The organism is Paenibacillus pinistramenti (assembly GCF_005869875.1).
In the GTDB taxonomy this organism is placed as follows: domain Bacteria; phylum Bacillota; class Bacilli; order Paenibacillales; family Paenibacillaceae; genus Fontibacillus; species Fontibacillus pinistramenti.
Map to the genome: position 1 here is coordinate 20,252 of NZ_VAWG01000013.1, position 24,503 is coordinate 44,754.

Below are 24,503 nucleotides of genomic sequence, written 5' to 3' on the forward strand. Positions count from 1 at the left end.
ATTTCCGCTCCTTACGTTGAATTTTTCCAGATAAAAGTTGTCCTTAATCTCAATAGCTTATAGAGTTAATCGACTTTTTTCAACAAGGATTTTTATAGTTGTCCAAATTCTTTAACAAGCCTTCATCCAGAATGGTTGACGCGGCCTTATGCAAGAGGCATAATTATAGGAAATCACTATTTCAGGGACCTGATGCCGAAAGAGCTGCGAACAGGTTCCCTTTTAATATTTCTATGGACGGAATCAACCTATTTTAAGTATAAATGAACGAGGCTTAATTATGCGCCGCATTGGAGAGTTCTCAGGGTGTTCATTTATGGATAGAAAGGATACGACAACGATTCAATGGGTATACAGCGATTACTTGAAAAGGCGTCCGCCTATATCACAGAAGCCGATTTGAACGACATACGGGAAGCCTATGACTTTGCTGAACAGGCTCATCACGGCCAAGTCCGCAAATCGGGAGAGCCCTATATTCTGCATCCGCTAGCAGTAGCGGATATTGTTGTAAATATGGGCATGGATGCGCTGTCTATTATTGCGGCACTGCTGCACGACGTTGTCGAGGATACCACAGTCTCCCTGCAGGAAATTGAGGACCAATTCGGCAGCGGCTGCGCCATGCTTGTGGACGGTTTAACCAAGCTGGAACGGATTCGGTTTCAATCCAAGGAAGAGCAGCAGAATGAGAATTACCGGAAAATGTTCATTGCTATGGCTCAGGATATCCGGGTAATCGTCATAAAGCTTGCCGACCGCCTTCATAACATGCGGACTCTTAAATATCAATCGGAGGAAAGCCAGCGCCGGATCGCTTACGAAACGCTGGAGATTTTCTGCCCGATTGCCCACCGCCTCGGTATTTCCGCGATCAAGTGGGAGATGGAGGATATTGCGCTCCGTTATTTGAACCCCCAGCAGTATTACCGGATTGCCAACCTGATGCACAAGAAACGGGCGGAACGCGAAGCCTTCATCGATTCCGTTATTTCGCGTATTTCCGAGAAGCTGGATGAAATGGGCGTCGATGCCGATTTGTCGGGCCGTCCGAAGCATATCTACAGCATTTACAAGAAAATGACAGCAAAGAACAAACAGTTCAATGAAATTTATGATCTCTTTGCAATCCGTATCATCGTTGACAATATTAAGGACTGCTATGCCACGCTGGGGATTATCCACACGTTATGGAAACCGATGCCGGGCCGTTTCAAGGATTATATTGCCATGCCGAAGGAAAATATGTACCAGTCTCTTCATACGACCGTGGTAGGTCCAAACGGCGAGCCGACTGAGGTTCAGATCCGCACCTGGGAAATGCACCGGACAGCCGAGTTCGGGATCGCTGCCCACTGGGCGTATAAAGAAGGCGGAGGAGATACGTCCGGACCGGAAAGCAAGATGCCGTTCTTCAAAGAAATTCTGGAGCTTCAGCATGAGGCCCAGGATGCGTCGGAGTTTGTGGAATCCCTGAAGATGGATTTCTTCTCCGATCTAGTATTTGTCTTTACGCCCAAAGGTGAAGTGATTGAGCTGCCGATGGGCTCTGTCCCGCTCGATTTTTCTTACCGGATTCATACTGAGGTGGGCAACCGGACCATTGGCGCCAAGGTGAACGGCCGGATTGTGCCGCTTGACCATAAGCTGAAGAATGGCGACATTGTAGAGATTCTTACCTCCAAGCATTCTTATGGACCAAGCCAGGATTGGCTGAAAATCGCCCAGTCTTCGCACGCGCGGAGCAAGATCAAGCAGTGGTTCAAGAAAGAGCGACGCGAAGAAAATGTCGAAAAAGGACGAGAATTGATCGAGCGTGAATTGAAGCGCTCCGGGTTTGAGCCATCCTCCCTCATGACGGATGACAAGCTGATGGACGCTGCCCGCAAATTTGCGTTCAACGACATTGACGATATGCTGTCGGCGATCGGCTTCGGGGGGCTGACGGCCGCCCAATGCTGCACGAAGCTGACCGAGAAGCTCCGGAAGGAGCAGGAGGAAGCAGGCCAGATTGAGCTGACCTCAGACGTCAAGGAGGTTAAGGCTCCGCCGGAAGAGAAGAAGCCTCGTCCGACGAACGGTATTAAAGTGAAGGGCATCGACAATCTGCTGGTCCGCTTTGCCCGGTGCTGTAATCCGGTGCCAGGGGACGACATTATCGGCTATATTACGAGAGGCCGCGGGGTATCCGTGCACCGCAGGGACTGTCCGAACATTCCTGCCGGCGATGATGGTGAAGAAGCAGCACGCGTGATCGATGTGGAATGGGAAGAAGCCATTGAGGCGAATTACAGCGTGGACATCGAAATTACCGGACACGACCGCAGAGGCCTGCTGAACGAGGTGCTTCAGGCCGTCTCCGAGAGCAAGACGAATATTTCCGCAGTGTCCGGCCGTTCGGATAAGAACAAGCTGGCGCTGATCCACATGACCATTCTCATCCGCAACACCGACCATCTGCAGTCCGTCGTTGAGAAGATCAAGCGGGTTAAGGACGTTTATTCCGTACACCGGATTATGCAGTAAGGATTTCGGCAGTAAGGATTATACAATAAGAATTTCAGCAATTAAGGATTAAGGGAGCTTAGAAAATGCGTGTACTCATTCAGCGCTGCAAGCGTGCAAAAGTGACCGTTGAAGGCGAAATCACCGGTGAGATCGGCACAGGACTCCTGCTGCTTGTCGGCATCACTCATGACGACCAGGAATCGGATGCTGCTTATATGGCCGACAAAGTTGCCGGACTGCGCATTTTTGATGATGAAGATGGAAAAATGAACCTCAGCGTCCAGGACGTCGGAGGAAGTGTGTTATCCGTATCCCAGTTTACGTTATACGGGGATACTCGCAAGGGCCGGCGCCCAAGCTACATCTCGGCCGCTGGCGGAGACAAAGCGGAGCCGCTCTACAACCGCTTTAACGAAATGCTGCGTGACAAAGGGCTGACGGTGGAAACAGGCCGCTTTGGCGCCGACATGGACGTCGAGCTGGTCAATTGGGGACCTGTGACTCTATGGCTGGAGACCCCGCAGAAGTAACAATTCAGGCATTCGGCTAATTCTAAACCTCTATGCAAGGCTTGGCTGGTTCAGGCTTTTGCATAGAGGTTTATTGCTGCGGGCATTCTTTAGGGTGAATGAACCAGCAAAGGAGCTTGTTGCACTTGCGACAACCGGACAAGCATTACTTAAGCGCCTCGGCAGCCAGCCAGTTCCCTGGACATTTTCGCGAAGCTTCCGCAATTGCGGGACTTGCCGCGGACGAGAGGCGGGAAGTGCTCCGTGACCTCAAGCCCTGGAACAGCCATGGACGCCGCGGCAGCCGAATGTCCTGAACGAACTGAATGTCCTGAACGAACTGAATGCCTTGAATGAACGAAATGTCTTGAATGAACCGAAAGTTCCTCGAACGCTCGTATTGAACGCGGAAGCATCCTGCTGGCCAGGGTGCTTTTGCTGTATTTTGTTAGAAGTATTTATTTGCCGGGTAATAAAGAAGAGAACGTTTAACACTGCTTGAAGGGAGAAGGATTGAAATGAGCAAGGTGGCGTTTTTGCTGGCAAATGGATTTGAGGATTCCGAAATGCAGGTTCCTTATGATGAAGTCAAAAAAGCTGGGCATCAAGCAGAAATTATCGGCCTGAAAGCCGGTGAAACGGTAAAAGGAAAAAAAGGAAATGCTGAATATACAACGGATAAAGCGATTGCGGAGGTCAAAGCCGAGGACTATGACGCGGTTGTCATTCCCGGCGGCTCTTCGCCCGAAAATCTGCGGCTCGATCCGGATGTGCTGGAATTTGTGAAGCAATTAGACGCTTCGAAAAAGCCCGTGGCGGCCATTTGCCATGGCCCGCAGATTTTGGCGAGCGCCGGTCTGCTGAAGGGCAGAACGATCACCTCCTACCCGCCGCTGCAGGATGACATGGTTAATGCAGGGGCAAACTTTGTAGACCAGGAGGTTGCCGTGGACGGAAACTTTATTTCCTCACGCACGCCAAAGGATGAGCCTGCGTTTGTCCGCGAGCTGCTTCAGGTCTTGTAAGGCATTGGGTAAAACCTATTTGGGTAAAACCTATTTGGATAAGCATATTTTGAAAAGGGAGTGAATGTCATGTCCAGACATATTCAGGCTTATTTTCGAACAGAAGACGAGGCGGAAAGCGCAAGATCACATTTGGTCGGTTACCGCATGGACAATTTGGAGGTAGGAAGGCTGGAAGAGGGCATCGGCAGAGACCGTGACATCCTGATTCCGATTGTTCCGATTGGCAACACTTCAGGCATGTATACAGGCGGGGCAATGACAACAGGCGGAGCAGCCGGTGCTTATACCACGCAAGGTGCGGTTCCGGTCGTCGACCCGAATGCGGAAGAGTCGGTGGCCGAGCGCGATATCCGCGAGGACAAACCGGAAGACAATGCCCCGGGCTTCGGTGCTTATGAGACGCTGACAGACGGCGATTACGATGATCTAAACTATGTGCTGAGTGCGAGAGTGGACGATCAGAGCTACGATGAAATCGTGCAGAAGCTCCGTTCGGAAGGCGCCTATGTGGAGCGGCTCGACTGACCTGCCGTTTTCCAAACAAGTGTTTTGTAATATAACTGTAATATAAGCGCAGTTTTGCTGTAATGTTGCCTGTTTATAATAACAGCATGACCCCCTTTTTTAACATATCTGTTGACCTGCTGAATGAAGCAGGTTTTTTTCTTGTTTCTTTTTCCTGCTTCTTTCTTGACTTTGCCTCTTTAGTTCCTTAAAATCTAACAATAACAGTTACAATAACAGTTACATTCAATATGTCGAACTTCGACGAAGGGACAAAGTACTTCAACCCCACTTCCACAGAGAGGGATTCCGGAACCGCCAACAGCTTATGAGAAGCTGGCGAATGCGGTCAGGCTGGAAGAATTCCGTAGATGATTGAACGAAAGACCTCCCGGAGAACCTGCGGCGAACCAATTAGTAGCCGTACGGCGTTTAGCGGGCGTTAACCGTCTAGAGCGGCCGGTTGTCAGAATCATTCTGCATCCTGCCGGAATGTGGGTGGTACCACGGGCGACTGTATGAATAACAGTCCCTCGTCCCTGTTGCGTTGTGTCGCATCAGAGGCGGGGGATTTTTTGTTTTGCATAAAGAGTTTGTAAGCTTTGTATAAAGAGCGAGAAATTGGAGGAACTGACAATGGCTTTTCAAAAACCCACAGGCACGCAGGATCTGCTGCCGGGCACCGTGGAGAAATGGCAGTTTGTAGAAGAGAAGGCCCGCGATTTGTGCCGCAGATTTAATTACCGGGAAATCCGTACGCCGATCTTTGAGCAGACTTCCTTGTTCGAACGCGGCGTTGGCGAAACCACGGATATCGTGGAGAAGGAGATGTACACCTTTGAGGATAAAGGCGGGCGCAGCATGACGCTCCGGCCGGAAGGAACCGCGGGCGTTGTCCGTTCCTATGTGGAAAATAAGCTGTACGGCGAGCCGGATGTCAGCAAGCTGTACTATATCGGGCCCATGTTCCGGTACGAACGTCCCCAGGCAGGCCGCCAGCGGCAGTTTCACCAGTTCGGCATTGAAGCCTTCGGCGCGACAGACCCTTCGATTGATGCAGAGGTCATTTCGCTAGGCTATCAGTTCTGTCTGGAGCTTGGGCTGCAGGGCGTCAAGGTAGAGGTGAATTCCGTCGGCAATCCGGCGGTACGCGCTGCTTACCGGGAGAAGCTGCTGGAATTCCTGCTGCCGATGAAGGACAGCCTGTGCAAGGACTGCCAGTCCCGGATTCACCGCAACCCGATGCGTGTGCTGGACTGCAAAACCGACCAGGACAAGTTCACGAACGCACCATCGATTCTCGACAGCCTGGATGAGGAATGCAGCACCCATTTTGAACAGGTGAAGAAATATCTGGACGACATGGGCGTTGATTATGCGGTCAATTCCCGCCTTGTGCGCGGACTGGACTACTACACGCATACCGCCTTTGAATACAAGGCCCAGGGCATCGGCGCTATTGATACGGTCGGCGGCGGCGGCCGCTACAACGGGCTTGTAGCGGAGGTCGGCGGGCCGGATCAGCCGGGCATTGGACTTGGCATTGGCCTGGAGCGGATCCAGCTGATCCTGGAGAATCAAGGCGTTGAAGTGCCGGCGGTTAAACCGCTGGATGTCTACTTCATTGCGCTTGGAGAAGCGGCTGAGCAGGAAATTACAAAGCAGCTCTACAAGCTGCGCCAGGCCGGATTCTCCGCGGAACGCGACTATCTGGGCCGGAAGATGAAAGCGCAGATGAAATCCGCCGACCGGATGCAGGCGCGCTACACGGCGATCCTCGGTGACGACGAGCTGTCGCGCGGCGAAATCGCACTGAAGTCGATGGAGAACGGCGAGCAGCGGACAGTGAAGCTGTCGGAGCTTGCAGGCGAGCTGAAGTAACTATTTTTCAAAATAAATAAATCTAACTGAGAATAAAGGAGCTAATTGTATGTCAAGGACAAGGACACACCACTGCGGCCAAATTACGGAGGCCCATATCGGAGAAACAGTAACACTGAACGGCTGGGTGCAGACCCGCCGCGACCTCGGGGGCGTACTCTTTATCGACCTGCGCGACCGCAGCGGCATTGTGCAGATCGTTTTTAACCCGGATTATTCCGGCGAAGCCCTTTCCATTGCAGACCGTGTGCGCAGCGAATACGTGTTAGCTGTTACTGGCAAGGTGGTCAAACGCAGTCCCGAAACGGTAAACTCTAATCTGCCTACAGGCCAGCTGGAGGTGCAGATTACGGAAATCGAAGTGCTGAATGCCGCCAAGACCCCTCCATTTTTCATTGAGGACGGAATTGAGGTTGAAGAATCGCTCCGCCTGAAATACCGCTACCTGGACCTGCGCCGTCCGGAAATGCAGAACACGCTTCGTCTGCGTTCCAAGGCCTCGAAGATTTTCCGCGATTTCCTGGACGAGCAGGGATTCTTTGAAGTTGAAACACCGATCCTGACGAAGAGCTCTCCGGAAGGCGCGCGTGACTACCTCGTGCCAAGCCGGGTGCATGAAGGCGAATTTTTCGCCCTGCCGCAGTCGCCGCAGCTCTATAAGCAGCTGCTGATGGTGAGCGGGATCGAGCGTTACTTCCAAATCGCACGCTGCTTCCGCGACGAGGATCTGCGCGCTGACCGCCAGCCTGAATTTACCCAGGTCGACCTTGAGACCTCCTTCCTGAGCCAGGACGAACTGCTGGGTATGATGGAGCAGCTGATGGCGCGTCTCTTTAAAGAGACGGTCAACGTGGACATTCCTCTGCCGTTCCAGCGTTTGACTTATGCCGAAGCCATGGACAAATACGGCTCTGACAAGCCGGACCTGCGCTTTGGTCTGGAACTGATCCAGGTCAGTGACCTCGTGGCTAACAGCGGTGTTAAAGTGTTCGCCTCGGTTATTGAAAAAGGCGGCGAAGTCAAGGTGCTGAACGCCAAAGGCTGCGGCACATGGAGCCGTAAGGAGATCGACGATCTGGGACCTTTTGCAGCCCGTTACGGTGCGAAGGGCCTTGCCTGGATTCAGGTGAAGGAAGGCGAGTTCAAAGGGCCGATCGTGAAGTTCTTTACACCGGAAGAAATCGAAGCGCTGAAAGAACGCACCGGCGCTGAAGAAGGCGACCTGCTGCTCTTCTCTGCCGACAGCAAGAAGGTCGTAGCCGACGTGCTTGGTGCACTCCGCCTCAAAATTGGCAAACAGCTCGGCCTCATCAACGAAAATGAGTTTAAATTCGCTTGGGTGGTGGACTTCCCTCTGCTCGAGTGGGATGAAGAAGAGAAGCGTTATGTAGCCTTGCACCATCCGTTCACCCGTCCGCGGGAAGAGGATGTACACCTGCTCGATACAGACCCAGGCCAAATCCTGGCCCAGGCTTACGACATTGTGCTTAACGGCTATGAAGTGGGCGGGGGCTCAATGCGGATCTACAAGCGTGACGTTCAGGAAAAAATGTTCGCAGCCCTCGGCTTGTCGCCTGAGGAAGCGAAAGACAAGTTCGGCTATCTGCTCGACGCGTTTGAATACGGCACGCCTCCGCACGGCGGTATGGCCTTCGGTCTTGACCGTCTGGTGATGCTGCTGTCCGGCCGCAGCAACCTGCGGGAGACGATTGCGTTCCCTAAGACGGCCAGCGCGACCGATCTGATGATGAACGCGCCTTCCGCGGTAGATCAATCCCAGCTTGACCAGCTGCACATCAAATTGGCGCTTGCAGCGAAGAAAGCTGCTGAAGAAGCTAAAGCGTAAGCGGCCTGAGCCTGCCTCAGGATAAGGAGGAAATCACTGAAATGCGCAACCAATTCTCAAGAACGGAGCTGGCCATCGGCGCTGAAGGCATGGAAGTTATGCGCAGCAGCACGGTGGCGGTGCTGGGCGTCGGCGGCGTCGGCTCCATGGCTGTCGAAGCGCTGGCCCGCGGCGGAATCGGCCGGATTATCATGATTGATAAAGACACGGTCGATATCACCAACGTCAACCGCCAGATTCCCGCGCTCATGACGACCATTGGCCAGAAGAAAGCCGACGTCATGCTGGATCGGGTGAAGCAGATCAATCCGGACTGCGAAACGATTGCCTTGAACATGTTCTACACCGAGGAAACGTATGAGCAGCTGTTTGACTTGAACCCTGATTATGTAATTGACGCATCGGATACGATTGTTTATAAGATTCACTTGATCAAGGAATGCCTGAAGCGGAACATTCCGCTGATCTCCAGCATGGGAGCGGCGAACCGGATGGACCCGACCAAATTTCTGGTTGCAGACATTTCCAAGACGCATACGGACCCGATGGCCCGTGTGATCCGCAACAAGCTGCGGAAAGAGGAAGGCATCAAGAAAGGCGTCAAGGTCGTCTTCTCAACCGAAACGCCAGTGAAGCCGCGCCGGGAAGTAACGGAGAAGATTGTGCCGGAGAACGCGCCGGACATCCGCAAAGCAAAGCAGCCGCCTGCGAGCAACTCTTTTGTGCCGCCAGCCGTCGGTCTGATTATGGTCAGCGTGGCCGTAAGAGAGCTGCTGGAAGCGGCCGAGAAGAAGACAAACCAAGGCTAATTACAGTCAGTTATCGGAAAAATGCTTATCGCAGCCGTTTCGGGAGAACGCTCCTGGACCGGCTGCTTCTTTTTTTAATGGCTTCCATTTTGCGGGCAAATCAGCTGCGATACCTTTTTTCCCCTGCAGGTGATATAATGGTTATTCTTTGGTTCAGGAGCTATTCACCTGGCACCATTAGACCCATACCAATCTTAGGAGGTAACTGAAATGGACGATTTTCAAAGTGCCTATCAAGAGGAAAAGGAACACTTGAACCGTACGCTGGCTGCGATTGAGGCCGAACTGAAACGGCTGCAGGCGGTACCCGTATATACGGGCAGCGATTACACGGAACAGGTGCTGGAATCGGGCAGGGAGGCCGCGCGCAGAGGGCTGGCCCAGTCGGTGCAGGAGCCTTACTTCGGACGGCTTGATTTTGAGGAGAAGAACGGCACCCGGATGCCGCTGTACATAGGGAAAAATGGGGTGGCCGGCGAAGGCGACAAGCCGGCTGTGATCGACTGGCGTGCCCCGGTGGCCAGTTTGTTCTACTCTTTTACCGGGGGAGATTCAGCTTCTTATGAAGCGCCTGAAGGCCTGATTGAAGGGCTTGTCTACTTGAAGAGAAACGTGCTGATCCGCAGGCAGATTCTGGAGCGCGTGGTCGACACCTATAACCGCGAAGGCGGCGGCCCGGCCGTATCGGATGAGTTTCTGCTGTACCGGCTTGGCGAGAACAAGGATAACCGGCTGCGCGACATCGTCTCCACGATTCAGGCGGAGCAGGACCAGATTATCCGGGCGGCCCGCAATACGGCGCTGATTATCCAGGGCGTGGCGGGAAGCGGCAAGACGACGGTCGCGCTGCACCGGCTCGCTTATCTGCTTTATCAGTATAAGGAGCAGATTGCGGCGGAGCGGATGGTGATTTTTGCCCCGAACCGGATGTTTATCGATTATATTTCCGACGTGCTGCCGGAGCTCGGCGTGGGCGATATTCAGCAGAATACGTTCAGCGACTGGGCTGCAGGTGTGCTGGGGCTGGATGTAGTACCGGCAGACGGTCCGGAGGAGCTTGGAAAATGGTTTGACCAGCCGGGAGCCGGCCGGGTTGTGGATGAACTGCTGCCCGGACGATACAAAGGCTCGCTCGCCTTTCGGGATCTGCTGGAAGCGGCGGTTCAGAGGCTGGAGCAGCACAGCCTGCCTGAGGAGGATTTTTCACCTTGGGAGGGTGCGGTTCTGAAGCAGAAGGTGATCCGGCAGTGGTTTGACGAGGAGTATAAGCCTTATCCGCTTGCCCTGCGCAAGGAACGGACACTGGCCAGGATTCACCGCTGGATCGAAATGGCGCTCAAGAAATCGCCGTCTGCTGCTGCCCTTAAGGACCGGAAGAAGAAGGCTGCCCAGCGGGAGAAGGCCTATGCGAAGAAATGGCCGGACCTTTCGGCGGCTGCGGTCTATAAGGCTTTATTTGGCGCGCAAAAGCTGTCCGGAGAGCTGCAGCAGGAGCTGGACGGCCTTGCAGCAGCCATTCCAGAGCCGATACTGAAGCAGACGCGGTCTGATTTGAAGAAGAATAACATCCGCGAGGAGGACCTTGCCGGACTTCTGTATGTGTATGCCATATTGGAGGAGATCCGCGGGGGCCAGCGGTTTGACCATGTTGTCATCGATGAGGCCCAGGATTTCTCCCCGCTGCAGGTGGCGGTATTGGACAAATTCGTCAAAGGGCATTCGTTTACGATTTTGGGCGACCTGTCCCAAGGCATTCATTACTACCGGGGCATCCGCCGGTGGGAGGAAATGCAGGCCTTGTTTGCTCCCGGAGAGACGGCTTATTTTGCGCTCACGCGGAGCTACCGGTCCACGATGGAGATCATCACCTTCGCCAATGAAATCCTCAAGAGAGGGGTCGGCGCGGATCTTCTGGCGGTGCCGGTATTCCGCAGCGCCGAACCGGTGCGGGTGCTGAACATCGACCGGTCTGCCAGGGTAGAGCGGATTGCCGCTGCGCTTGAGCGCGTCATGCAGGGGCCCTACCGGACGGCGGCCCTGCTGACCCGCACGCTGCAGGAAGCGGAGGAGCTGCATAAGGAGCTGGCGGCGATGGGGCAGGAGCTGAATCTGATTGACGGCCGCAGCAGCCAGTATGCAGGCGGATTGTCTGTACTGCCGGCCTATCTGTCGAAAGGCCTCGAGTTTGACGCCGTTATTGTAACGGACGTTGATGCTGACCATTACGGCGGGCAGGATGCCAAACTGCTGTACGTGGCCTGCACGCGCGCGCTGCATGAGCTGTGGCTGCTGTCCTCCGGCGAGCTTCCGGGCTATGTGGCTGCGGATGATCCGGAGATTGCCCTGACGGTATGGCCGGATTAAGGTACAGCGAATAAGGCGGGAATTTCCGGATTCCGGGAATCCCGGAATCCCAACAAAATTTAAGCCCTGCTGCTCGATTCCGAAGCGGCAAGGGCTTAAATTTTGTTCCGTACCGTACACCAATCGGCTTCCCCGCTGTTGAACCCGTTATGAACAGGGAGAAGCCAGGTGTACGGTCTTATGAGCTGTGGAGAAGAATCGTGCTTTATTCTTCCCATCTATTTATTGATGGCTGCCGACTGCGGCAGAAGCCGCCCGTTTGGCTGAGCGCATTTTCGTAAGGATCTTGCGGATGCTGTCGATCGACAAATGGTAGGATTCTGCGAGCTCCTCCACGTCGTTCCCCGCACAGTACGAATGGTAAATTTCCTCGTTCCGGCGCGCAATCAGTTTGCGCGAGCCGCTGATTTCACCCCAGAGGGCGCGCTGCTTGCCGCATTTCGGAATGTAGACAAGCTCGCCTTGTATGTAATCCTGAAGTTCCTTCAGCAGCCTAGGGGGAAGCACATCCTTCCCATTTTTGTAGTTCACGTTTCATTTCCTCCTTAGAACATTGTCCGGCAGCTGCAGCAATTGCCTTGTTAAAAGTAGTCATGTATACGCTTCCTCCTTTCGTGAATTTGAAATGTTTGACTTGCTAAATTGGATTAAATTGCCTTTAGATACAGATCTATTATAAAGGAATTTGAATGCGGATGGTAAGAAACTTTCCCTTGAAAATAATAAGGGAGGCCGCGAAGGGCCTCCCGGGATGGGGCTCCGCTGTTAGGCGGAAACCACCTCATATGCTGTAATCAATTCGATCAACTCCTTTCCCAGCTTATTGCCCGGCCGGACACTTATTATTAACTCATATCCGCTAGGGGAAGGAAAGTGAAAGAATGTTTATAAATATTTATTGCGAAAATGGCTGCCGGGCTGCCAGCGTTCCTGCCGTGTTCGCGTTATGGTAAAATAGAGGGAGTGCCCAGGCGACTGGCTATGAATTTGTTGGGGAAGTGACGAAATAAGATGGACTTATTTTCTTATAACGATAAGCCGGAATCCGGCATGGGCCTGCTTGCGGACCGGATGCGGCCGGCAGCGCTGGAAGAATACATCGGCCAGGAGCACATCATCGGCAAAGGCAAATTGCTGCGCCGGGCGATTGAGGCGGACCAGGTCTCCTCGATTCTGCTGTACGGCCCTCCGGGCTGCGGCAAAACAACGCTTGCCCATATCATCTCCCGCCATACGCAGGGGGAATTCGTACGGCTGAACGCGGTGGACGCTTCCGTCAAGGATGTCCGCGAGGTCATTGACCGGGCGCAGGACGCCAAAGCGCTGTACGGAACCAAGACGATTCTGTTTCTGGACGAGGTCCACCGCTTCAACAGCGCCCGGCAGGATGCGCTGCTGCCGGCGGTAGAGCGCGGTACGATTATATTCATCGGCGCGACGACGGAGAACCCGTTCCACTATGTGAACGGGGCCCTGCTGAGCCGTTCGACGCTGTTCCAGCTGGAGGCCCTGACCAGCGAGCATTCGCTGGAGGCGATGCGCCGGGCGCTGGCGGACACGGAGAAGGGCCTCGGCTTTATGCAGCTGCGCGTAGACGAGGAAGCGCTGCAGCATATCGCGTCCATGGCGAACGGCGATATCCGCCGCGCCTTGAACGCGCTGGAGCTGGCGGCGCTCACGACGCCGCCGGAAGCCGACGGCACCGTCCACATTACGCTGGACGTTGCCGAGGAATCCATCCGCCGCCCGATTGTGAAGGCGGATGAGTCCACGCAGTACGATGTACTGTCTGCGTTCCACAAGAGCATCCGCGGCTCCAGCGACGCCGCGCTCTTCTGGTTTCTCTACGCGGTAGAGAAACTGGGCATGGACCCGATGGTCTTCATCCGGCGGCTGATTGCCGCCGCCAGCGAGGACATCGGGCTTGCGAACCCGCAGGCCATGGTGCAGGCGGTCAGCGCGCTGGACGCTTACCGCACTAACGGCTGGCCTGAAGCCCGCCTGAACATCGCGCAGGCGATTCTCTTTGCGGTGGAGAGCCCGAAATCGAACGCCGTCGTGATGGCGATTTCGCGGGCGATGGACGCGATGGATGAGCTGAAGTCGGCGGAGGTGCCGCTTCATCTGCGGGACGCCCATTACAAAGGCGCGGTCAAGCTCGGTCATGTCGGATACCAGTACCCGCATAATTTTCCCGGTCATTACGTCAAGCAGCAGTATTTGCCGGACAAGCTGGACGGCATGACCTTCTATAAGGCAACCGAGCAGGGCAGCGAAGCCAAAATCAAGCACAACCAGGAGCTGCGGCGCAGGCAGGACGGGGTTTGAGCCGTGGAATTAAAAAAATTAAAAAAATTAAAAAAATTAAAAAAATTAAAAAAATCCGAATCCCTTTGCCAGCTGCGGCGGAGGGATTCGGATTTTGTGTTTTTACAAAGCTTTCACAGCCGCTTCATAAGGTACCTTCTCGGCAGCTTCAATGATGCCGCCGCCCAGGCAAACTTCGCCGTCATAGAAGACGACGGCTTGTCCCGGCGTAATGGCTTTCTGCTGCACATCAAAGGCCACATGGACGGTATCGTCCTCATGGAACGTAAGGGTTACGCCCTGGTCCGGCTGGCGGTAGCGGAATTTCGCTGTGCAGCGAAGGGTGCTTCCTGCCGCCGGACGGACGCCGGCGATCCAGTTCAGGCCGCTGGCTGTTAATCCGGTGGAGTACATGCTGGGATGCTTGTCGCCCTGGACCACATACAAAATATTTCGTTCCAAGTCCTTCTCGGCCACGAACCAGGGCTGTCCGTTGCCCGATCCGCCGATGCCCAGGCCCTGGCGCTGCCCGAGCGTATAATACATCAGGCCGTCATGGCGGCCTTTCACCTCGCCGGTCTCAATATCGACCATATCGCCGGATTTGGCCGGCAGATAGTGGCTGAGGAACTCGCGGAAGTTCCGCTCGCCGATGAAGCAGACGCCGGTGCTGTCTTTCTTCTTGGCGGTATACAGCCCGGCTTCTTCCGCAATGCGGCGTACTTCCGGTTTCGGCAGGTGGCCGATCGGGAACATTGCCCGGGACAGCTGTTCCTGGTTCAGCGCGTTCAGGAAATAGGTCTGATCCTTGTTGCTGTCCACGCCGCGCAGCAGCTTGAACTTCCCGTCTTCTTCCACGACGCGGGCATAATGCCCGGTAGCGACATAATCTGCACCGAGATCAAGCGCCTTGTTCAGAAATTCCCCGAATTTGATCTCGCGGTTGCACATGACATCCGGATTCGGTGTGCGGCCCCGCTTATATTCATCGAGAAAGTAGGAAAATACTTTATCATAGTATTCTTTTTCGAAATTTACGGTGTAATAAGGGATCCCGATCTGCTCGCAGACACGGCGGACATCCTCCGCGTCCTGTTCTGCTGTACAGAAACCGAATTCGTCGGTGTCGTCCCAGTTCTTCATAAAAATTCCGATGGGCTCATAGCCCTGCTGCTTAAGCAGAAGTGCGGTGACGGATGAATCCACGCCTCCTGACATGCCTACGATTACTTTTGGTTTTGCGCTTTGCTGCATAGACTTATCAACTCCTCTGGACTTGAAGGGTCCGAATATTGATGGCTGGCCTGTAATCAGGGGGAAGTTTCCTAAATTCCGTGACTTATGTTACGATATCTTAGTGTTACGATATTTAAGTGTTTAGATATTTAAGGCTGGAATTTAGAGTGCAATAACGAGGTTTCCCCGCCAATGGCCAAATTGGTGAATTTGTCCTTTACCCTTGTAGTATAACAAATCCGAAGTTCTATTATATAAAGATCATGTGAAAATTGAAAGAGGTGCCACGTTTGAAGATTTCTACAAAAGGACGTTACGGGTTGACAATTATGATGGAGCTTGCCGCCAAATACGGTGAGGGCCCGACTTCATTAAAGAGCATTGCAGAAAGAAACCAGCTCTCCGAGCATTATCTGGAGCAGCTGATTGCCCCGCTGCGGAATGCAGGTTTGGTAAAAAGCATCCGGGGAGCTTACGGCGGCTACATCCTCGCCAAAGAAGCAGCCGAAATTACGGCGGGAGACATTATCCGCGTGCTGGAAGGGCCGATTTCACCGGTTGATTTTACCGAAGAGGACGATCCCGCTAAACGTGACCTCTGGCTGAGAATCCGTGACAGCATTGCCGAGGTGCTCGATTCAACGACTTTGGAGAGTCTGATCAACTTTGAAGATAACCAGGAGAAAGCCAACTATATGTTCTACATTTAAAAAATGTTCTACATTAAAAAATGCCCCTGCCTCTTTAGAAGGCAGCAGGCATTTTTTTATTTTCCGGTCAAAGAAGCCGAAGATAAAATGGGGCAGGATGCAACTTTTTCCAGTTTCTTACGTCTACCTAGGGTGTGAAAGCATGACATGATTCCGCTCCGGACCCAAGAGGAACCCGGTCTGGGCCCGGTTTCGAGGAGGAGAACGTTAACCATGAAGAAAGCTTGTTTAAGTGTCCTATTTGCCTCGGTTTTATTCCTATCTTCGACTTCCGTCTATGCTGCTTCAAGCCCTTCCATCAAAGTGGACGGGACAGCCGTTGTAACTGATGTGAAGCCAGAAATCAAGAACAACCGGATGATGGTGCCGCTGCGTACAGTCAGTGAAAATTTAGGGGCCCAAGTTGTCTGGTCAGGATCGGAAGTTACTCTGATCAAAGACGATATGAAGGTCACTTTGCAAGCAGGCAGCAGCTCGGCAGTCCAGAACGGCAAAACAGTGAAGCTGGATGCGAAGCCCTATGTGAAAAATAACCGCTTCTTCGTTCCCCTGCGATTCATAGCTGAAACCTTCGGCTGCGAAGTCGGTTACAGCGGCTCCGCAGTGACGATCGATTCCGAACCGTTCCTCATCGGCGGGGTGCCGGTGAAGGCTCTGCAGCAGGAATATCATATGACAATGGGCGGAATTGTGCAGCAGATCGGCGGGACTGCTTACAATGAAGCCATTTATAACCTTATTGTGAACAATAAGGGGGACAAGACCGATGCCCCTGCCAGTTACTCATGGATGTTCAATATTGATGTCCCTGGTTCGTATTACAAGAATGCCCAGTATGATTTTTTGGATGAGAAAGGGGACAGCATTAAACAGTACGATATTTATTCGTTAGTCGAGGCCTTTCCGGCCGAGGAGCTGGAGGGTTATCCGAAAGTACTGCTTTATGACGCCTCTGAGCAGCAGTGGTACTTGTTCAGCACGGCCGCCAGAGATTCCATCAATTCAATCATTGAGAAAGCGGCCTTGAATGGATTCCTGAAGATCATCAGCAATACGGTTGTTTAAACGAAAGCTGACACTATATTTCCTCTTCAATAACACTCTTACCGTTCCCAGATACTGTAATATCTTTGCTGCGGTGCATAGGGCCCTGCTTGGGCCTGATATTGCGGCGCGTAGTAGGAAGGATAGGCCTGCTCCGCCGGCTGGTTATAATACCCGGGCACCATGCCGTAGCCGGTGTATCCTTTGGAGTCAGCAGATTTGCCGCCCGCGCAGCCGTTTGGCGGACCGATCACAACGGTGTCCGTTATCGGGGCTAGGGTTTCCTTGACCATTGCCTCATTCAGACAGTAGGTGTGGGCGAAGATGCTGGCCGGAGTCAGGCGGAGCAGATCGGAGCCTCCGATAAATTCCGGAACCGGCGCGTCAAATATTGCCAGCAGATGGGTATTGTCTTCGCCGGCGACCTCGTAATGCCACCACCCCTGCGGAACGTTAGCCACCTGACCGGGTGTAATCGGCAGATTGAGCAGCTCCTTCGTAAAAGGGTTAATTAAGGAAACGACAGCCGAGCCGGAGATGCAGTATACCAGCTCGGAAGCATTTTGATGAATATGGGGTTCAATGACGTTGCCCCTGCTCAAATAAATGTCGAGCACTGAAGTATTGCCCAAAGTGTTAAGCTGCTGAATGCCCAGGGCATTAATGAGATTCCGGCTGTCTTTGGTAAAGAAATTATTATTCTTTAAATCGTAAGTAAACTGCACGTCAGGTGAAGTAAAATCCATATAAGATACCATGTGTTTCTGTCCAACCCCTCGGTATAGATTGGGCTTTTGCCCTAGGATGGGATAGAATATGCCCGGAGGAAGGCAAAGGTACCGGACCTTTCTTGCTGCTTTTCTTGCTGCTTGAGGATGCGGGGGCGTTTAGCGGACAGAAAACCGGGTAAAAATGAAAATATTCAGGATTATTTCATTGTAAGGATGACTGGAAAAGACTATACTTAGGTTTACGGTTTCAGTTTGACTTTAACTGATTAATGGGATTAATTTTAATTTTTAATTAAGTAAGGGAGCATATTTCGTTATGGCTTATATATATTTGGATCACGCGGCCTCAACGCCCGTTCATCCGCTTGCGGCCGACGCCATGCTGGAGGTAATGCGCAATCAGGTCGGTAATGCTTCAAGCACGCATGCCTTTGGCCGGGACGCCAAACGGATCGTTAACGGAGCAAGGGATCAGGTGGCGGCAGCACTTGGCTGCGGACCGGACGAGCTTATCTTTACATCAGGAGGGACAGAGAGCGACAATCTGGCCCTCTTTGGCGCGGCCTGGGCCAGCCGTGAGGCGGGTAAGGGCAGACATATCATTACCGGGGCAACCGAGCACCACGCGGTTCTGCATGCGTGCGAAAGACTGGAGGCTCAAGGCTTTGAAGTCACTTATCTGCCGGTGGACCGCTATGGACAGATCCATCCGGAGCAGGTCAAGGAAGCCATCCGGCCGGATACGGTTCTGATCAGCCTGATGTATGGCAATAATGAAGTAGGCACGCTTCACCCTGTAGCAGAGATTGGGGCTGTAGCCAAAGAACAGGGCATTTTGTTCCATGTGGACGGCGTACAGGCCTTCGGGAGCGTTCCTTTTCAGGTTAACGAGCTTCCGGTCGATCTGCTTAGCGTATCCTCGCATAAAATCAACGGGCCGCAGGGCGCAGGTGCGCTCTACGTGCGGCGCGGCACGACGCTGGTTCCGCTGCTGTATGGCGGCAATCAGGAGCGCAAGCGCCGTGCCGGAACAGAGAATATGGCCGGCCTGGCCGGCTTTGCCAAAGCGGCCGAGCTTGCCGTCTCCAGCCTGGAAGGCAGACGCGCACATTATGAAGAGCTTCGCCGGAGCCTTTTGCAGCATCTGGACCAGTCCGCTGGAGAAGGGCATTATCATGTGAACGGTCATCCGTCCGAGCACCTGCCGCATATTCTCAATATCAGCTTTCCCGAGGTGGCTACCGAGACGATGCTGATGAACCTGGATATGGAAGGAATTGCGGTGGCCAGCGGCTCTGCCTGCACCTCCGGTTCGCTTGAGCCGTCCTATGTTCTGGGGGCGATGAAGCTGCCGGAACAATTTTTGCGGTCGGCGATTCGTTTTAGTTTCGGTTTGGGTAATACTACTCAAGAAATGGAGCAAACGGCTGAAAAAGTTGGAACCATTCTTGCCCGGATTCGTAATAGAAGGTAAGGATTGCTATTTCGTTTTGCCGGGAGAGGAGGTTTGTTAAGACCAGAGGAGGTGCCCTGCCATGAAGCTGCAGGAAATGATCGGTTTGCCGGTATTTGATGTGGACAATGGCAAGGAGCTTGGCAAGGTGCTGGATATACTCCTTAGCGAAGACTGGAGAATCAGCGGCGTAATGCTGGAAGGCAAGAGCCTGTTCTCCCCCCAAATCAAAGCCGTGCTTTGGGAAGATATAATTGCTTACGGCGAAGACGCTGTAATGATTCGTAATCAACAGGCCGTCCGCAGGATGGATGCCGAACATATACAACTTACATTTGCGCTGGGAAGCGGGCGGGTGAAGGAGCTTCCTGTTCTGACCAGCGAAGGGGTCATGATTGGTCACGTCAGTGATGTTTATTTTGACCAGCAATTGGGAAATACAATAACAGGGTTTGAAATTAGTGACGGTTTTATCTCCGACCTGGTTGAGGGGCGGAAGCTGCTTCCTTTTACCGGGGATATTGTCAAAGGCGAGAACGCCGTGATGGTGCCTGCGCTGAGCGAGCAGCGGCTGGAGAACCGTTAATTTACCGGAGAGATAGGTGTTGTGATATGATGAAATGTCCAAATTGCAATTCTAAAGATATTGGGAAAATCGGCTCCCACCAGTTCTATTGCTGGGGCTGTTTTATTGAGCTTACTGTGAACGGCGAGAAGATGTCGGTCTATCAAGTAGAGGAAGACGGAACGCTGAGCTCGCTGGATGATTTATTTTTCGGCGATGAGATGGTTCAGGATTACCCCGAGCTTCATGCCCCGTCCTGAGGCTGAACCTACATACTTCGCATGCCTGCTGCCTTGCCTGACAGGCAGGCCGCTGTTTGCCGAGCAGATCCTTACGCCATGCGTAAGGGTCTGTTTTCTTTTTGACGCGTCTGCATCATTCTCCCTGAAGCCGTCTGAAGCGGTCTGAAGCCGTCCCTCCCCGGCCCGGATTATTTTGGGCAACTGCGGCATATACTGACCTATAGCCAGTCCATTGACAGGGAGGGGTTACGGACAATGGAGCCATTTTATAAAAGCAAAATGTTCCGCTATGCCTGTTGGGTGCTTCTGACGCTCATTATTCTATATTTTATTTGGCTGCTGCGGCCGTTATTCGGACTAGTTTACAGCTTTCTCAAGGCAGTGCTCGCCCCGTTTGTGATCGCGGTCATTATATCCTACGTGCTGAATCCGATTGTCAAAATGCTGAATGCGCGGAAAGTGCCGAGAACGATGGCGGTGCTGCTGATCTATGCCGTCTTCTTAACGAGCTTTACGGTCATTCTCATGAACATGATTCCGATGTTTATCGAGCAGCTGGGCGAGCTTGGGGAGCATTTGCCTGAGCTGACGATGCATACACAGCAAATTATGAACAAATGGGACAATCCGATGATGCCGCAGGGGATACGGATGGGGATGAACAACTGGTTCTTTCAAGCGGAGCAGCGGCTTGCTACCGGTATTTCCGGATTTATGAACAATATCGGGACGACAATCGGCGTCATGTTTAACGCCTTCATCATTCCATTCCTGATCTTCTATATGCTCAAGGATTTCGAGGTGTTCGAGCGGCTGCTGATCCGCTGCCTGCCGAAGTCGCACCGCAAGTCCATTGTCGGGCTGCTCAAGGATATTGATGAAGCGCTCGGGAACTATGTGCGGGGGCAGCTTCTCGTATGCGTCATTATCGGCGTACTGGCCTATGCGGGCTACATGATCATCGGGATGCCGTATGCGCTGCTGTTTGCGGGTGTGGTGGCGGTCTCCAATATTATCCCCTACTTAGGCCCGTTTCTCGGTGCTGCTCCGGCGGCGCTGGTGGCGACCACGATCTCATGGCGGATGGTGCTGCTGGTGGTCATCGTGAATATGGCCTGCCAGATCATTGAGAGTAATATTATTTCGCCGCAGGTAGTGGGGCGGACGCTTCATCTGCATCCGATGCTGATTATTTTCGCGCTGCTGGCCGGCGGGGAAATCGGAGGCATACCGGGGCTGATTCTGGCCGTGCCTTTTTTCGCGGTGCTCAAGGTCGTCATCCAGCATTTCTACGGATATTATATCCGGCGGAAAACGGTATAGCCGGCTCTGGCTGCCGTTCTGCTGTGTTGACAGTCAGCGCTGCGGGCTTATATACTAAAAGTGACTTTTTATGCGACTTTAAACAATAAAACGATGATGAAAAAGAGTAGGTCCTGGCGGATTCACCAGCGAGCGGTTCCTTTGCCCATACGGGCATCGGGTGGAAGAACCGGAATAGACGGCAGGGCTGAACGCTGCTTTCAGAGTGCGGACGAACTCCGCCGGGGATTCCCGTTACAGAATCAGGTAAAGGCGATCAGCTGCCTTCCGGGAACACGTCCGGGAGTGCTGATAACCAGGGTGGTACCGCGAGACAATCGTCCCTGAAGTTCAGGGGCGTTTTTTCTATTTTCAAATATAGGAGGAATTTCGTAGATGAAAGCAAGTGAAATCCGTTCCAAATGGCTGCAGTTCTTTGCATCCAAAGGACATACCATCGAACCGAGCGCTTCGCTGGTTCCGCATAACGACCCGTCCCTGCTGTGGATTAACGCCGGTATGGCGCCGCTGAAGCCTTATTTTGACGGCCGGGTGAAGCCGGAGAATCCGCGGATCGCGAACTCCCAGAAATGTATCCGCACCAACGACATCGAGAACGTCGGCAAGACCCGCCGCCACCATACGTTCTTTGAAATGCTGGGCAACTTCTCCATCGGCGATTACTTTAAGGAAGAAGTGATCACCTGGGCGTGGGAATTCCTGACCGGCAAAGACTGGATCGGCTTTGATCCGGAGCGCCTGTCCGTAACGGTATACCCAGAGGATGAAGAGGCGTACAAGCTGTGGAATGAAAAAATCGGCCTGCCTGCTGAACGCATCGTGAAGCTGGAGGACAATTTCTGGGATATCGGCGAAGGCCCTTGCGGACCTTGTACGGAGATTTTTTACGATCGCGGCGAAGCCTACGGCAATGACCCTGAAGACCCAGAACTGTACCCTGGCGGGGAAAATGAACGCTACCTCGAGGTATGGAACCTCGTGTTCTCGCAGTTCAACCATAACAAGGATGGCAGCTATACGCCGCTTCCTAACAAGAACATTGATACAGGCGCGGGCCTGGAGCGTTTCGCATCCATTCTGCAAGATGTGGACTCCAACTTTGATACCGACCTGTTTGTACCGATCATCAAGCATACGGCTGAAATCGCCAAGGTGGAATACGGCAAAGATTCTGAGCGGGACGTTGCTTTTAAAGTCATTGCCGACCATATCCGTACCGTGGCGTTTGCAGTTGCGGACGGCGTGCTGCCTTCCAACGAGGGCCGCGGCTATGTCATCCGCCGCCTGCTCCGCCGTGCGGTTCGCTACGGTAAAATGCTGGGTCTGGACCGTCCTTTCATGTTCTCCCTGGTTCCGACCGTGGGACAGATTATGGGCGAGTTCTACCCGGATGTGGTGTCCAAGCATGAATTCATCGAAAAAGTTATCCGAGGCGAGGAAGAACGGTTCCACGAAACGCTGACGGACGGACTTGCCATTCTGGAGCAGGTTTCGAAGGAAGCGAAAGCGGCCGGCAGCACGGTAATCGGCGGGGCGGATGCGTTCAAGCTCTACGACACCTACGGCTTCCCGCTTGACCTGACCGAAGATTATGCGCTGGAGCATGGCCTGACGGTTGACCGCGAAGGATTTGAAGCAGCGATGCAGAAGCAGCGCGAGATGGCGCGCGCGGCGTCCCATACCGGCGGCAGCATGAAGGTGCAGGGCGGCGTGCTGGCTGATTTTACGACTAAAACGGATTTCGTTGGATATAATGAGCTGGAGGCTTCATCCAAGATTTTGGCCATTATTTCGGGCGATTCCTTTGTGGACATTCTGTCCGAAGGACAAACCGGCCAGGTGATTCTGCAGGCGACTCCATTCTACGCCGAGAGCGGCGGCCAGGTCAGCGACCAGGGCTGGATTCGCAGCGAAAGCGGCACCGCTGTTGTGAACGGGCTGTTCAAGGCTCCTCATGGCCAGCATGTGCATGAAATTACTGTAGAAACGGGCGAGCTTCGCACAGGCGCGACGGTCACTGCTGAAGTGGACCGCACCAAGCGTTCGGATATTGTGAAGAACCATACGGCGACACACCTGCTGCATAAAGCGCTGAAAGAAGTGCTCGGGGCTCACGTTAACCAGGCAGGCTCCCTTGTTGAGCCGCAGCGTCTGCGCTTTGACTTCTCGCATCTAGGCAGCATTTCACCGGAAGAGCTGGCGGACATCGAGCGCCGCGTTAACGAGCAGATCTGGAACAGCCTGAAGGTGACGATTGAGCTGAAGCCGATTGATGAAGCGAAAGCGATGGGCGCAATGGCGCTGTTTGGTGAAAAATACGGCGATATCGTCCGCGTCGTGCAGGTTGGCGGCTACAGCCTTGAGCTGTGCGGCGGCTGCCATGTGCAGAACACGTCCGAAATCGGCATGTTCAAGCTGGTCAGCGAAAGCGGCATTGGCTCCGGTGTGCGCCGGATCGAAGCCGTAACAGGGCGTAATGCTTATCTCTATATGGACGAGCAGCTGGACGTGCTGAAGAATGCAGCCGCTCTGCTGAAATCGAATATTAACGAAGTGCCGAAGCGGATCGACGCCCTTCATCAGCAGGTGAAAGACCTGTCCCGCGAGAACGAATCGCTGCAGGGCAAGCTGAGCGCCATTGAAGCCGGGCAGCTGACAGACCGTGTCGTTGAAGTGGGCGGCACGAAGCTGCTTGCCGAACGGGTGCAGGCCGGCAGCATGGACGCGCTCCGCACGCTGGCTGACGAACTGAAAGTCAAAGTTCCGGATGCGGTGCTCGTGCTTGGCGCAGCAGCAGACGACAAGGTGAACTTTGTCGTAGCGGTGCCGCCTGCGGATGTGAAGCGCGGCCTTCATGCCGGCAAGCTTGTGAAAGAGATTGCCGTGCTTTGCGGCGGCGGCGGGGGCGGACGGCCGGATATGGCGCAAGCCGGCGGCAAAGATGCCTCCAAGCTGGACGACGCCTTGAAGCTGGCCGGTGAGCTCGTAGCGGCTCAGGCTTAAACGGAATTTTTTATCGGGGCTTCCAAATGACGGGATATTTTCTAGTTTCCTATTTCCTTCCGGAAGCCCCGATATGTTATAGTAAGAGATATAAGCTTAAGCTCGAAATTGCGGGAGAAGCTTAGTTTAAGGCACAGGGAGATTCGAATCTGCTGTGGCCGAGAATTGAGGTGGCATCATGGACTCCATGGATAAAACTGTCAAGTTTAACGTCACCGGCGATGAGCAGGAGGCGTCAGCACAGGAAATCCTTCTTACGGTGTACGGTGCGCTGCAGGAGAAGGAATACAATCCAATTAATCAGATTGTCGGATATTTGCTGTCAGGAGACCCGGCTTATATCCCGCGGCATAATAATGCCAGAAGTCTTGTACGCAAGAAAGAAAGAGATGAGCTGATCGAAGAGCTGGTTCGCTTCTACATGAAGCATAACCGTTAAT

The 24,503-nt window shown here is 53.4% G+C and carries 21 protein-coding genes; 18 read left to right on the top strand and 3 right to left on the bottom strand.

Features of this window, described 5'->3' with window-relative positions:
• The first annotated feature begins 345 nt into the window (after positions 1–345).
• The 9 genes from FCN15_RS14410 to FCN15_RS14445 all read left to right on the top strand — a co-directional run bounded on the left by FCN15_RS14410 (position 346) and on the right by FCN15_RS14445 (position 11,449).
• On the top strand, positions 346–2,526 hold the full coding sequence (locus FCN15_RS14410; protein WP_138495688.1) for a RelA/SpoT family protein: 2,181 nt from the start codon (positions 346–348) through the stop codon (positions 2,524–2,526).
• 65 nt (positions 2,527–2,591) lie between these two features.
• Positions 2,592–3,038 carry a D-aminoacyl-tRNA deacylase gene (gene dtd / locus FCN15_RS14415; protein ID WP_138495689.1) on the top strand — a complete coding sequence of 149 codons (447 nt, stop codon included), beginning with the start codon at positions 2,592–2,594 and terminating at the stop codon, positions 3,036–3,038.
• A gap of 125 nt (positions 3,039–3,163) precedes the next feature.
• Complete coding sequence (locus FCN15_RS19210) at positions 3,164–3,334, top strand: hypothetical protein (RefSeq protein WP_162515369.1); 171 nt, start codon at positions 3,164–3,166, stop codon at positions 3,332–3,334.
• A gap of 201 nt (positions 3,335–3,535) precedes the next feature.
• Positions 3,536–4,042, top strand: coding sequence for a type 1 glutamine amidotransferase domain-containing protein (locus FCN15_RS14420; protein ID WP_138495690.1), 507 nt, complete (start codon positions 3,536–3,538; stop codon positions 4,040–4,042).
• Positions 4,043–4,111: 69 nt separating this feature from the next.
• Positions 4,112–4,570, top strand: coding sequence for a hypothetical protein (locus FCN15_RS14425; protein ID WP_138495691.1), 459 nt, complete (start codon positions 4,112–4,114; stop codon positions 4,568–4,570).
• A 615-nt stretch (positions 4,571–5,185) separates the two neighbouring features.
• Positions 5,186–6,430: a histidine--tRNA ligase gene (gene hisS, locus FCN15_RS14430; protein ID WP_138495692.1), complete on the top strand. Its 1,245-nt coding sequence runs from the start codon at positions 5,186–5,188 to the stop codon at positions 6,428–6,430.
• Positions 6,431–6,479: 49 nt separating this feature from the next.
• The gene (aspS, locus tag FCN15_RS14435; protein WP_138495693.1) at positions 6,480–8,276 is read left to right on the top strand and encodes an aspartate--tRNA ligase; all 1,797 of its coding nucleotides are present in this window, start codon (positions 6,480–6,482) and stop codon (positions 8,274–8,276) included.
• Positions 8,277–8,317: 41 nt separating this feature from the next.
• Positions 8,318–9,085 carry a tRNA threonylcarbamoyladenosine dehydratase gene (locus tag FCN15_RS14440; protein ID WP_138495694.1) on the top strand — a complete coding sequence of 256 codons (768 nt, stop codon included), beginning with the start codon at positions 8,318–8,320 and terminating at the stop codon, positions 9,083–9,085.
• A gap of 210 nt (positions 9,086–9,295) precedes the next feature.
• Complete coding sequence (locus FCN15_RS14445; protein ID WP_138495695.1) at positions 9,296–11,449, top strand: HelD family protein; 2,154 nt, start codon at positions 9,296–9,298, stop codon at positions 11,447–11,449.
• Positions 11,450–11,671: 222 nt separating this feature from the next.
• Here the strand turns inward: FCN15_RS14445 and FCN15_RS14450 are convergent, their stop codons facing one another.
• A complete protein-coding gene (locus FCN15_RS14450) occupies positions 11,672–11,980 on the bottom strand; it encodes a CD3324 family protein (protein WP_138495696.1) in 309 nt (102 codons plus the stop codon).
• 480 nt (positions 11,981–12,460) lie between these two features.
• Between FCN15_RS14450 and FCN15_RS14455 the strand changes: the two genes are divergently transcribed.
• Entirely contained in the window at positions 12,461–13,777 is a 1,317-nt protein-coding gene (locus FCN15_RS14455) for a replication-associated recombination protein A (protein WP_138495697.1), read from the top strand.
• Positions 13,778–13,879: 102 nt separating this feature from the next.
• Here the strand turns inward: FCN15_RS14455 and mnmA are convergent, their stop codons facing one another.
• Positions 13,880–15,010: a tRNA 2-thiouridine(34) synthase MnmA gene (gene mnmA / locus FCN15_RS14460; protein WP_138495698.1), complete on the bottom strand. Its 1,131-nt coding sequence runs from the start codon at positions 15,008–15,010 to the stop codon at positions 13,880–13,882.
• A 272-nt stretch (positions 15,011–15,282) separates the two neighbouring features.
• Here mnmA and cymR point away from each other — a divergent pair, with 272 nt between their 5' ends.
• Entirely contained in the window at positions 15,283–15,702 is a 420-nt protein-coding gene (gene cymR, locus FCN15_RS14465; RefSeq protein WP_138495699.1) for a cysteine metabolism transcriptional regulator CymR, read from the top strand.
• A gap of 213 nt (positions 15,703–15,915) precedes the next feature.
• Positions 15,916–16,767, top strand: coding sequence for a copper amine oxidase N-terminal domain-containing protein (locus tag FCN15_RS14470; protein WP_138495700.1), 852 nt, complete (start codon positions 15,916–15,918; stop codon positions 16,765–16,767).
• Between the two features lie 38 nt (positions 16,768–16,805).
• Here FCN15_RS14470 and FCN15_RS14475 read toward each other — a convergent pair whose 3' ends face one another.
• A complete protein-coding gene (locus FCN15_RS14475; protein ID WP_203232156.1) occupies positions 16,806–17,492 on the bottom strand; it encodes a cupin domain-containing protein in 687 nt (228 codons plus the stop codon).
• A gap of 301 nt (positions 17,493–17,793) precedes the next feature.
• Here FCN15_RS14475 and FCN15_RS14480 point away from each other — a divergent pair, with 301 nt between their 5' ends.
• The 6 genes from FCN15_RS14480 (at position 17,794) to FCN15_RS14505 (ending at position 24,502) form a co-directional block, all read left to right on the top strand.
• Positions 17,794–18,951, top strand: coding sequence for a cysteine desulfurase family protein (locus FCN15_RS14480; protein WP_138495702.1), 1,158 nt, complete (start codon positions 17,794–17,796; stop codon positions 18,949–18,951).
• A gap of 61 nt (positions 18,952–19,012) precedes the next feature.
• On the top strand, positions 19,013–19,516 hold the full coding sequence (locus FCN15_RS14485) for a PRC-barrel domain-containing protein (RefSeq protein ID WP_138495703.1): 504 nt from the start codon (positions 19,013–19,015) through the stop codon (positions 19,514–19,516).
• A gap of 29 nt (positions 19,517–19,545) precedes the next feature.
• Complete coding sequence (locus tag FCN15_RS14490) at positions 19,546–19,755, top strand: hypothetical protein (RefSeq protein WP_203232157.1); 210 nt, start codon at positions 19,546–19,548, stop codon at positions 19,753–19,755.
• 237 nt (positions 19,756–19,992) lie between these two features.
• On the top strand, positions 19,993–21,060 hold the full coding sequence (locus tag FCN15_RS14495) for an AI-2E family transporter (RefSeq protein WP_138495705.1): 1,068 nt from the start codon (positions 19,993–19,995) through the stop codon (positions 21,058–21,060).
• Between the two features lie 375 nt (positions 21,061–21,435).
• A complete protein-coding gene (gene alaS / locus FCN15_RS14500) occupies positions 21,436–24,063 on the top strand; it encodes an alanine--tRNA ligase (protein ID WP_138495706.1) in 2,628 nt (875 codons plus the stop codon).
• Positions 24,064–24,241: 178 nt separating this feature from the next.
• A complete protein-coding gene (locus FCN15_RS14505) occupies positions 24,242–24,502 on the top strand; it encodes an IreB family regulatory phosphoprotein (RefSeq protein ID WP_138495707.1) in 261 nt (86 codons plus the stop codon).
• Position 24,503: the final 1 nt, after the last annotated feature.

Excerpts from the sequence above, each read along its gene's own strand:
- mnmA (WP_138495698.1), bottom strand. The coding sequence starts at position 15,010 with ATGCAGCAAAGCGCAAAACCAAAAGTAATCGTAGGCATGTCAGGAGGC.
- FCN15_RS14470 (WP_138495700.1), top strand. The coding sequence starts at position 15,916 with ATGAAGAAAGCTTGTTTAAGTGTCCTATTTGCCTCGGTTTTATTCCTA.
- FCN15_RS14425 (WP_138495691.1), top strand. The coding sequence starts at position 4,112 with ATGTCCAGACATATTCAGGCTTATTTTCGAACAGAAGACGAGGCGGAA.
- FCN15_RS14495 (WP_138495705.1), top strand. The coding sequence starts at position 19,993 with ATGGAGCCATTTTATAAAAGCAAAATGTTCCGCTATGCCTGTTGGGTG.
- FCN15_RS14505 (WP_138495707.1), top strand. The coding sequence starts at position 24,242 with ATGGACTCCATGGATAAAACTGTCAAGTTTAACGTCACCGGCGATGAG.
- alaS (WP_138495706.1), top strand. The coding sequence starts at position 21,436 with ATGAAAGCAAGTGAAATCCGTTCCAAATGGCTGCAGTTCTTTGCATCC.
- dtd (WP_138495689.1), top strand. The coding sequence starts at position 2,592 with ATGCGTGTACTCATTCAGCGCTGCAAGCGTGCAAAAGTGACCGTTGAA.
- FCN15_RS14485 (WP_138495703.1), top strand. The coding sequence starts at position 19,013 with ATGAAGCTGCAGGAAATGATCGGTTTGCCGGTATTTGATGTGGACAAT.
- FCN15_RS14410 (WP_138495688.1), top strand. The coding sequence starts at position 346 with ATGGGTATACAGCGATTACTTGAAAAGGCGTCCGCCTATATCACAGAA.
- hisS (WP_138495692.1), top strand. The coding sequence starts at position 5,186 with ATGGCTTTTCAAAAACCCACAGGCACGCAGGATCTGCTGCCGGGCACC.
- FCN15_RS14455 (WP_138495697.1), top strand. The coding sequence starts at position 12,461 with ATGGACTTATTTTCTTATAACGATAAGCCGGAATCCGGCATGGGCCTG.
- aspS (WP_138495693.1), top strand. The coding sequence starts at position 6,480 with ATGTCAAGGACAAGGACACACCACTGCGGCCAAATTACGGAGGCCCAT.
- FCN15_RS14480 (WP_138495702.1), top strand. The coding sequence starts at position 17,794 with ATGGCTTATATATATTTGGATCACGCGGCCTCAACGCCCGTTCATCCG.
- FCN15_RS14440 (WP_138495694.1), top strand. The coding sequence starts at position 8,318 with ATGCGCAACCAATTCTCAAGAACGGAGCTGGCCATCGGCGCTGAAGGC.
- FCN15_RS14490 (WP_203232157.1), top strand. The coding sequence starts at position 19,546 with ATGAAATGTCCAAATTGCAATTCTAAAGATATTGGGAAAATCGGCTCC.
- FCN15_RS14445 (WP_138495695.1), top strand. The coding sequence starts at position 9,296 with ATGGACGATTTTCAAAGTGCCTATCAAGAGGAAAAGGAACACTTGAAC.
- FCN15_RS14420 (WP_138495690.1), top strand. The coding sequence starts at position 3,536 with ATGAGCAAGGTGGCGTTTTTGCTGGCAAATGGATTTGAGGATTCCGAA.
- FCN15_RS14475 (WP_203232156.1), bottom strand. The coding sequence starts at position 17,492 with ATGGATTTTACTTCACCTGACGTGCAGTTTACTTACGATTTAAAGAAT.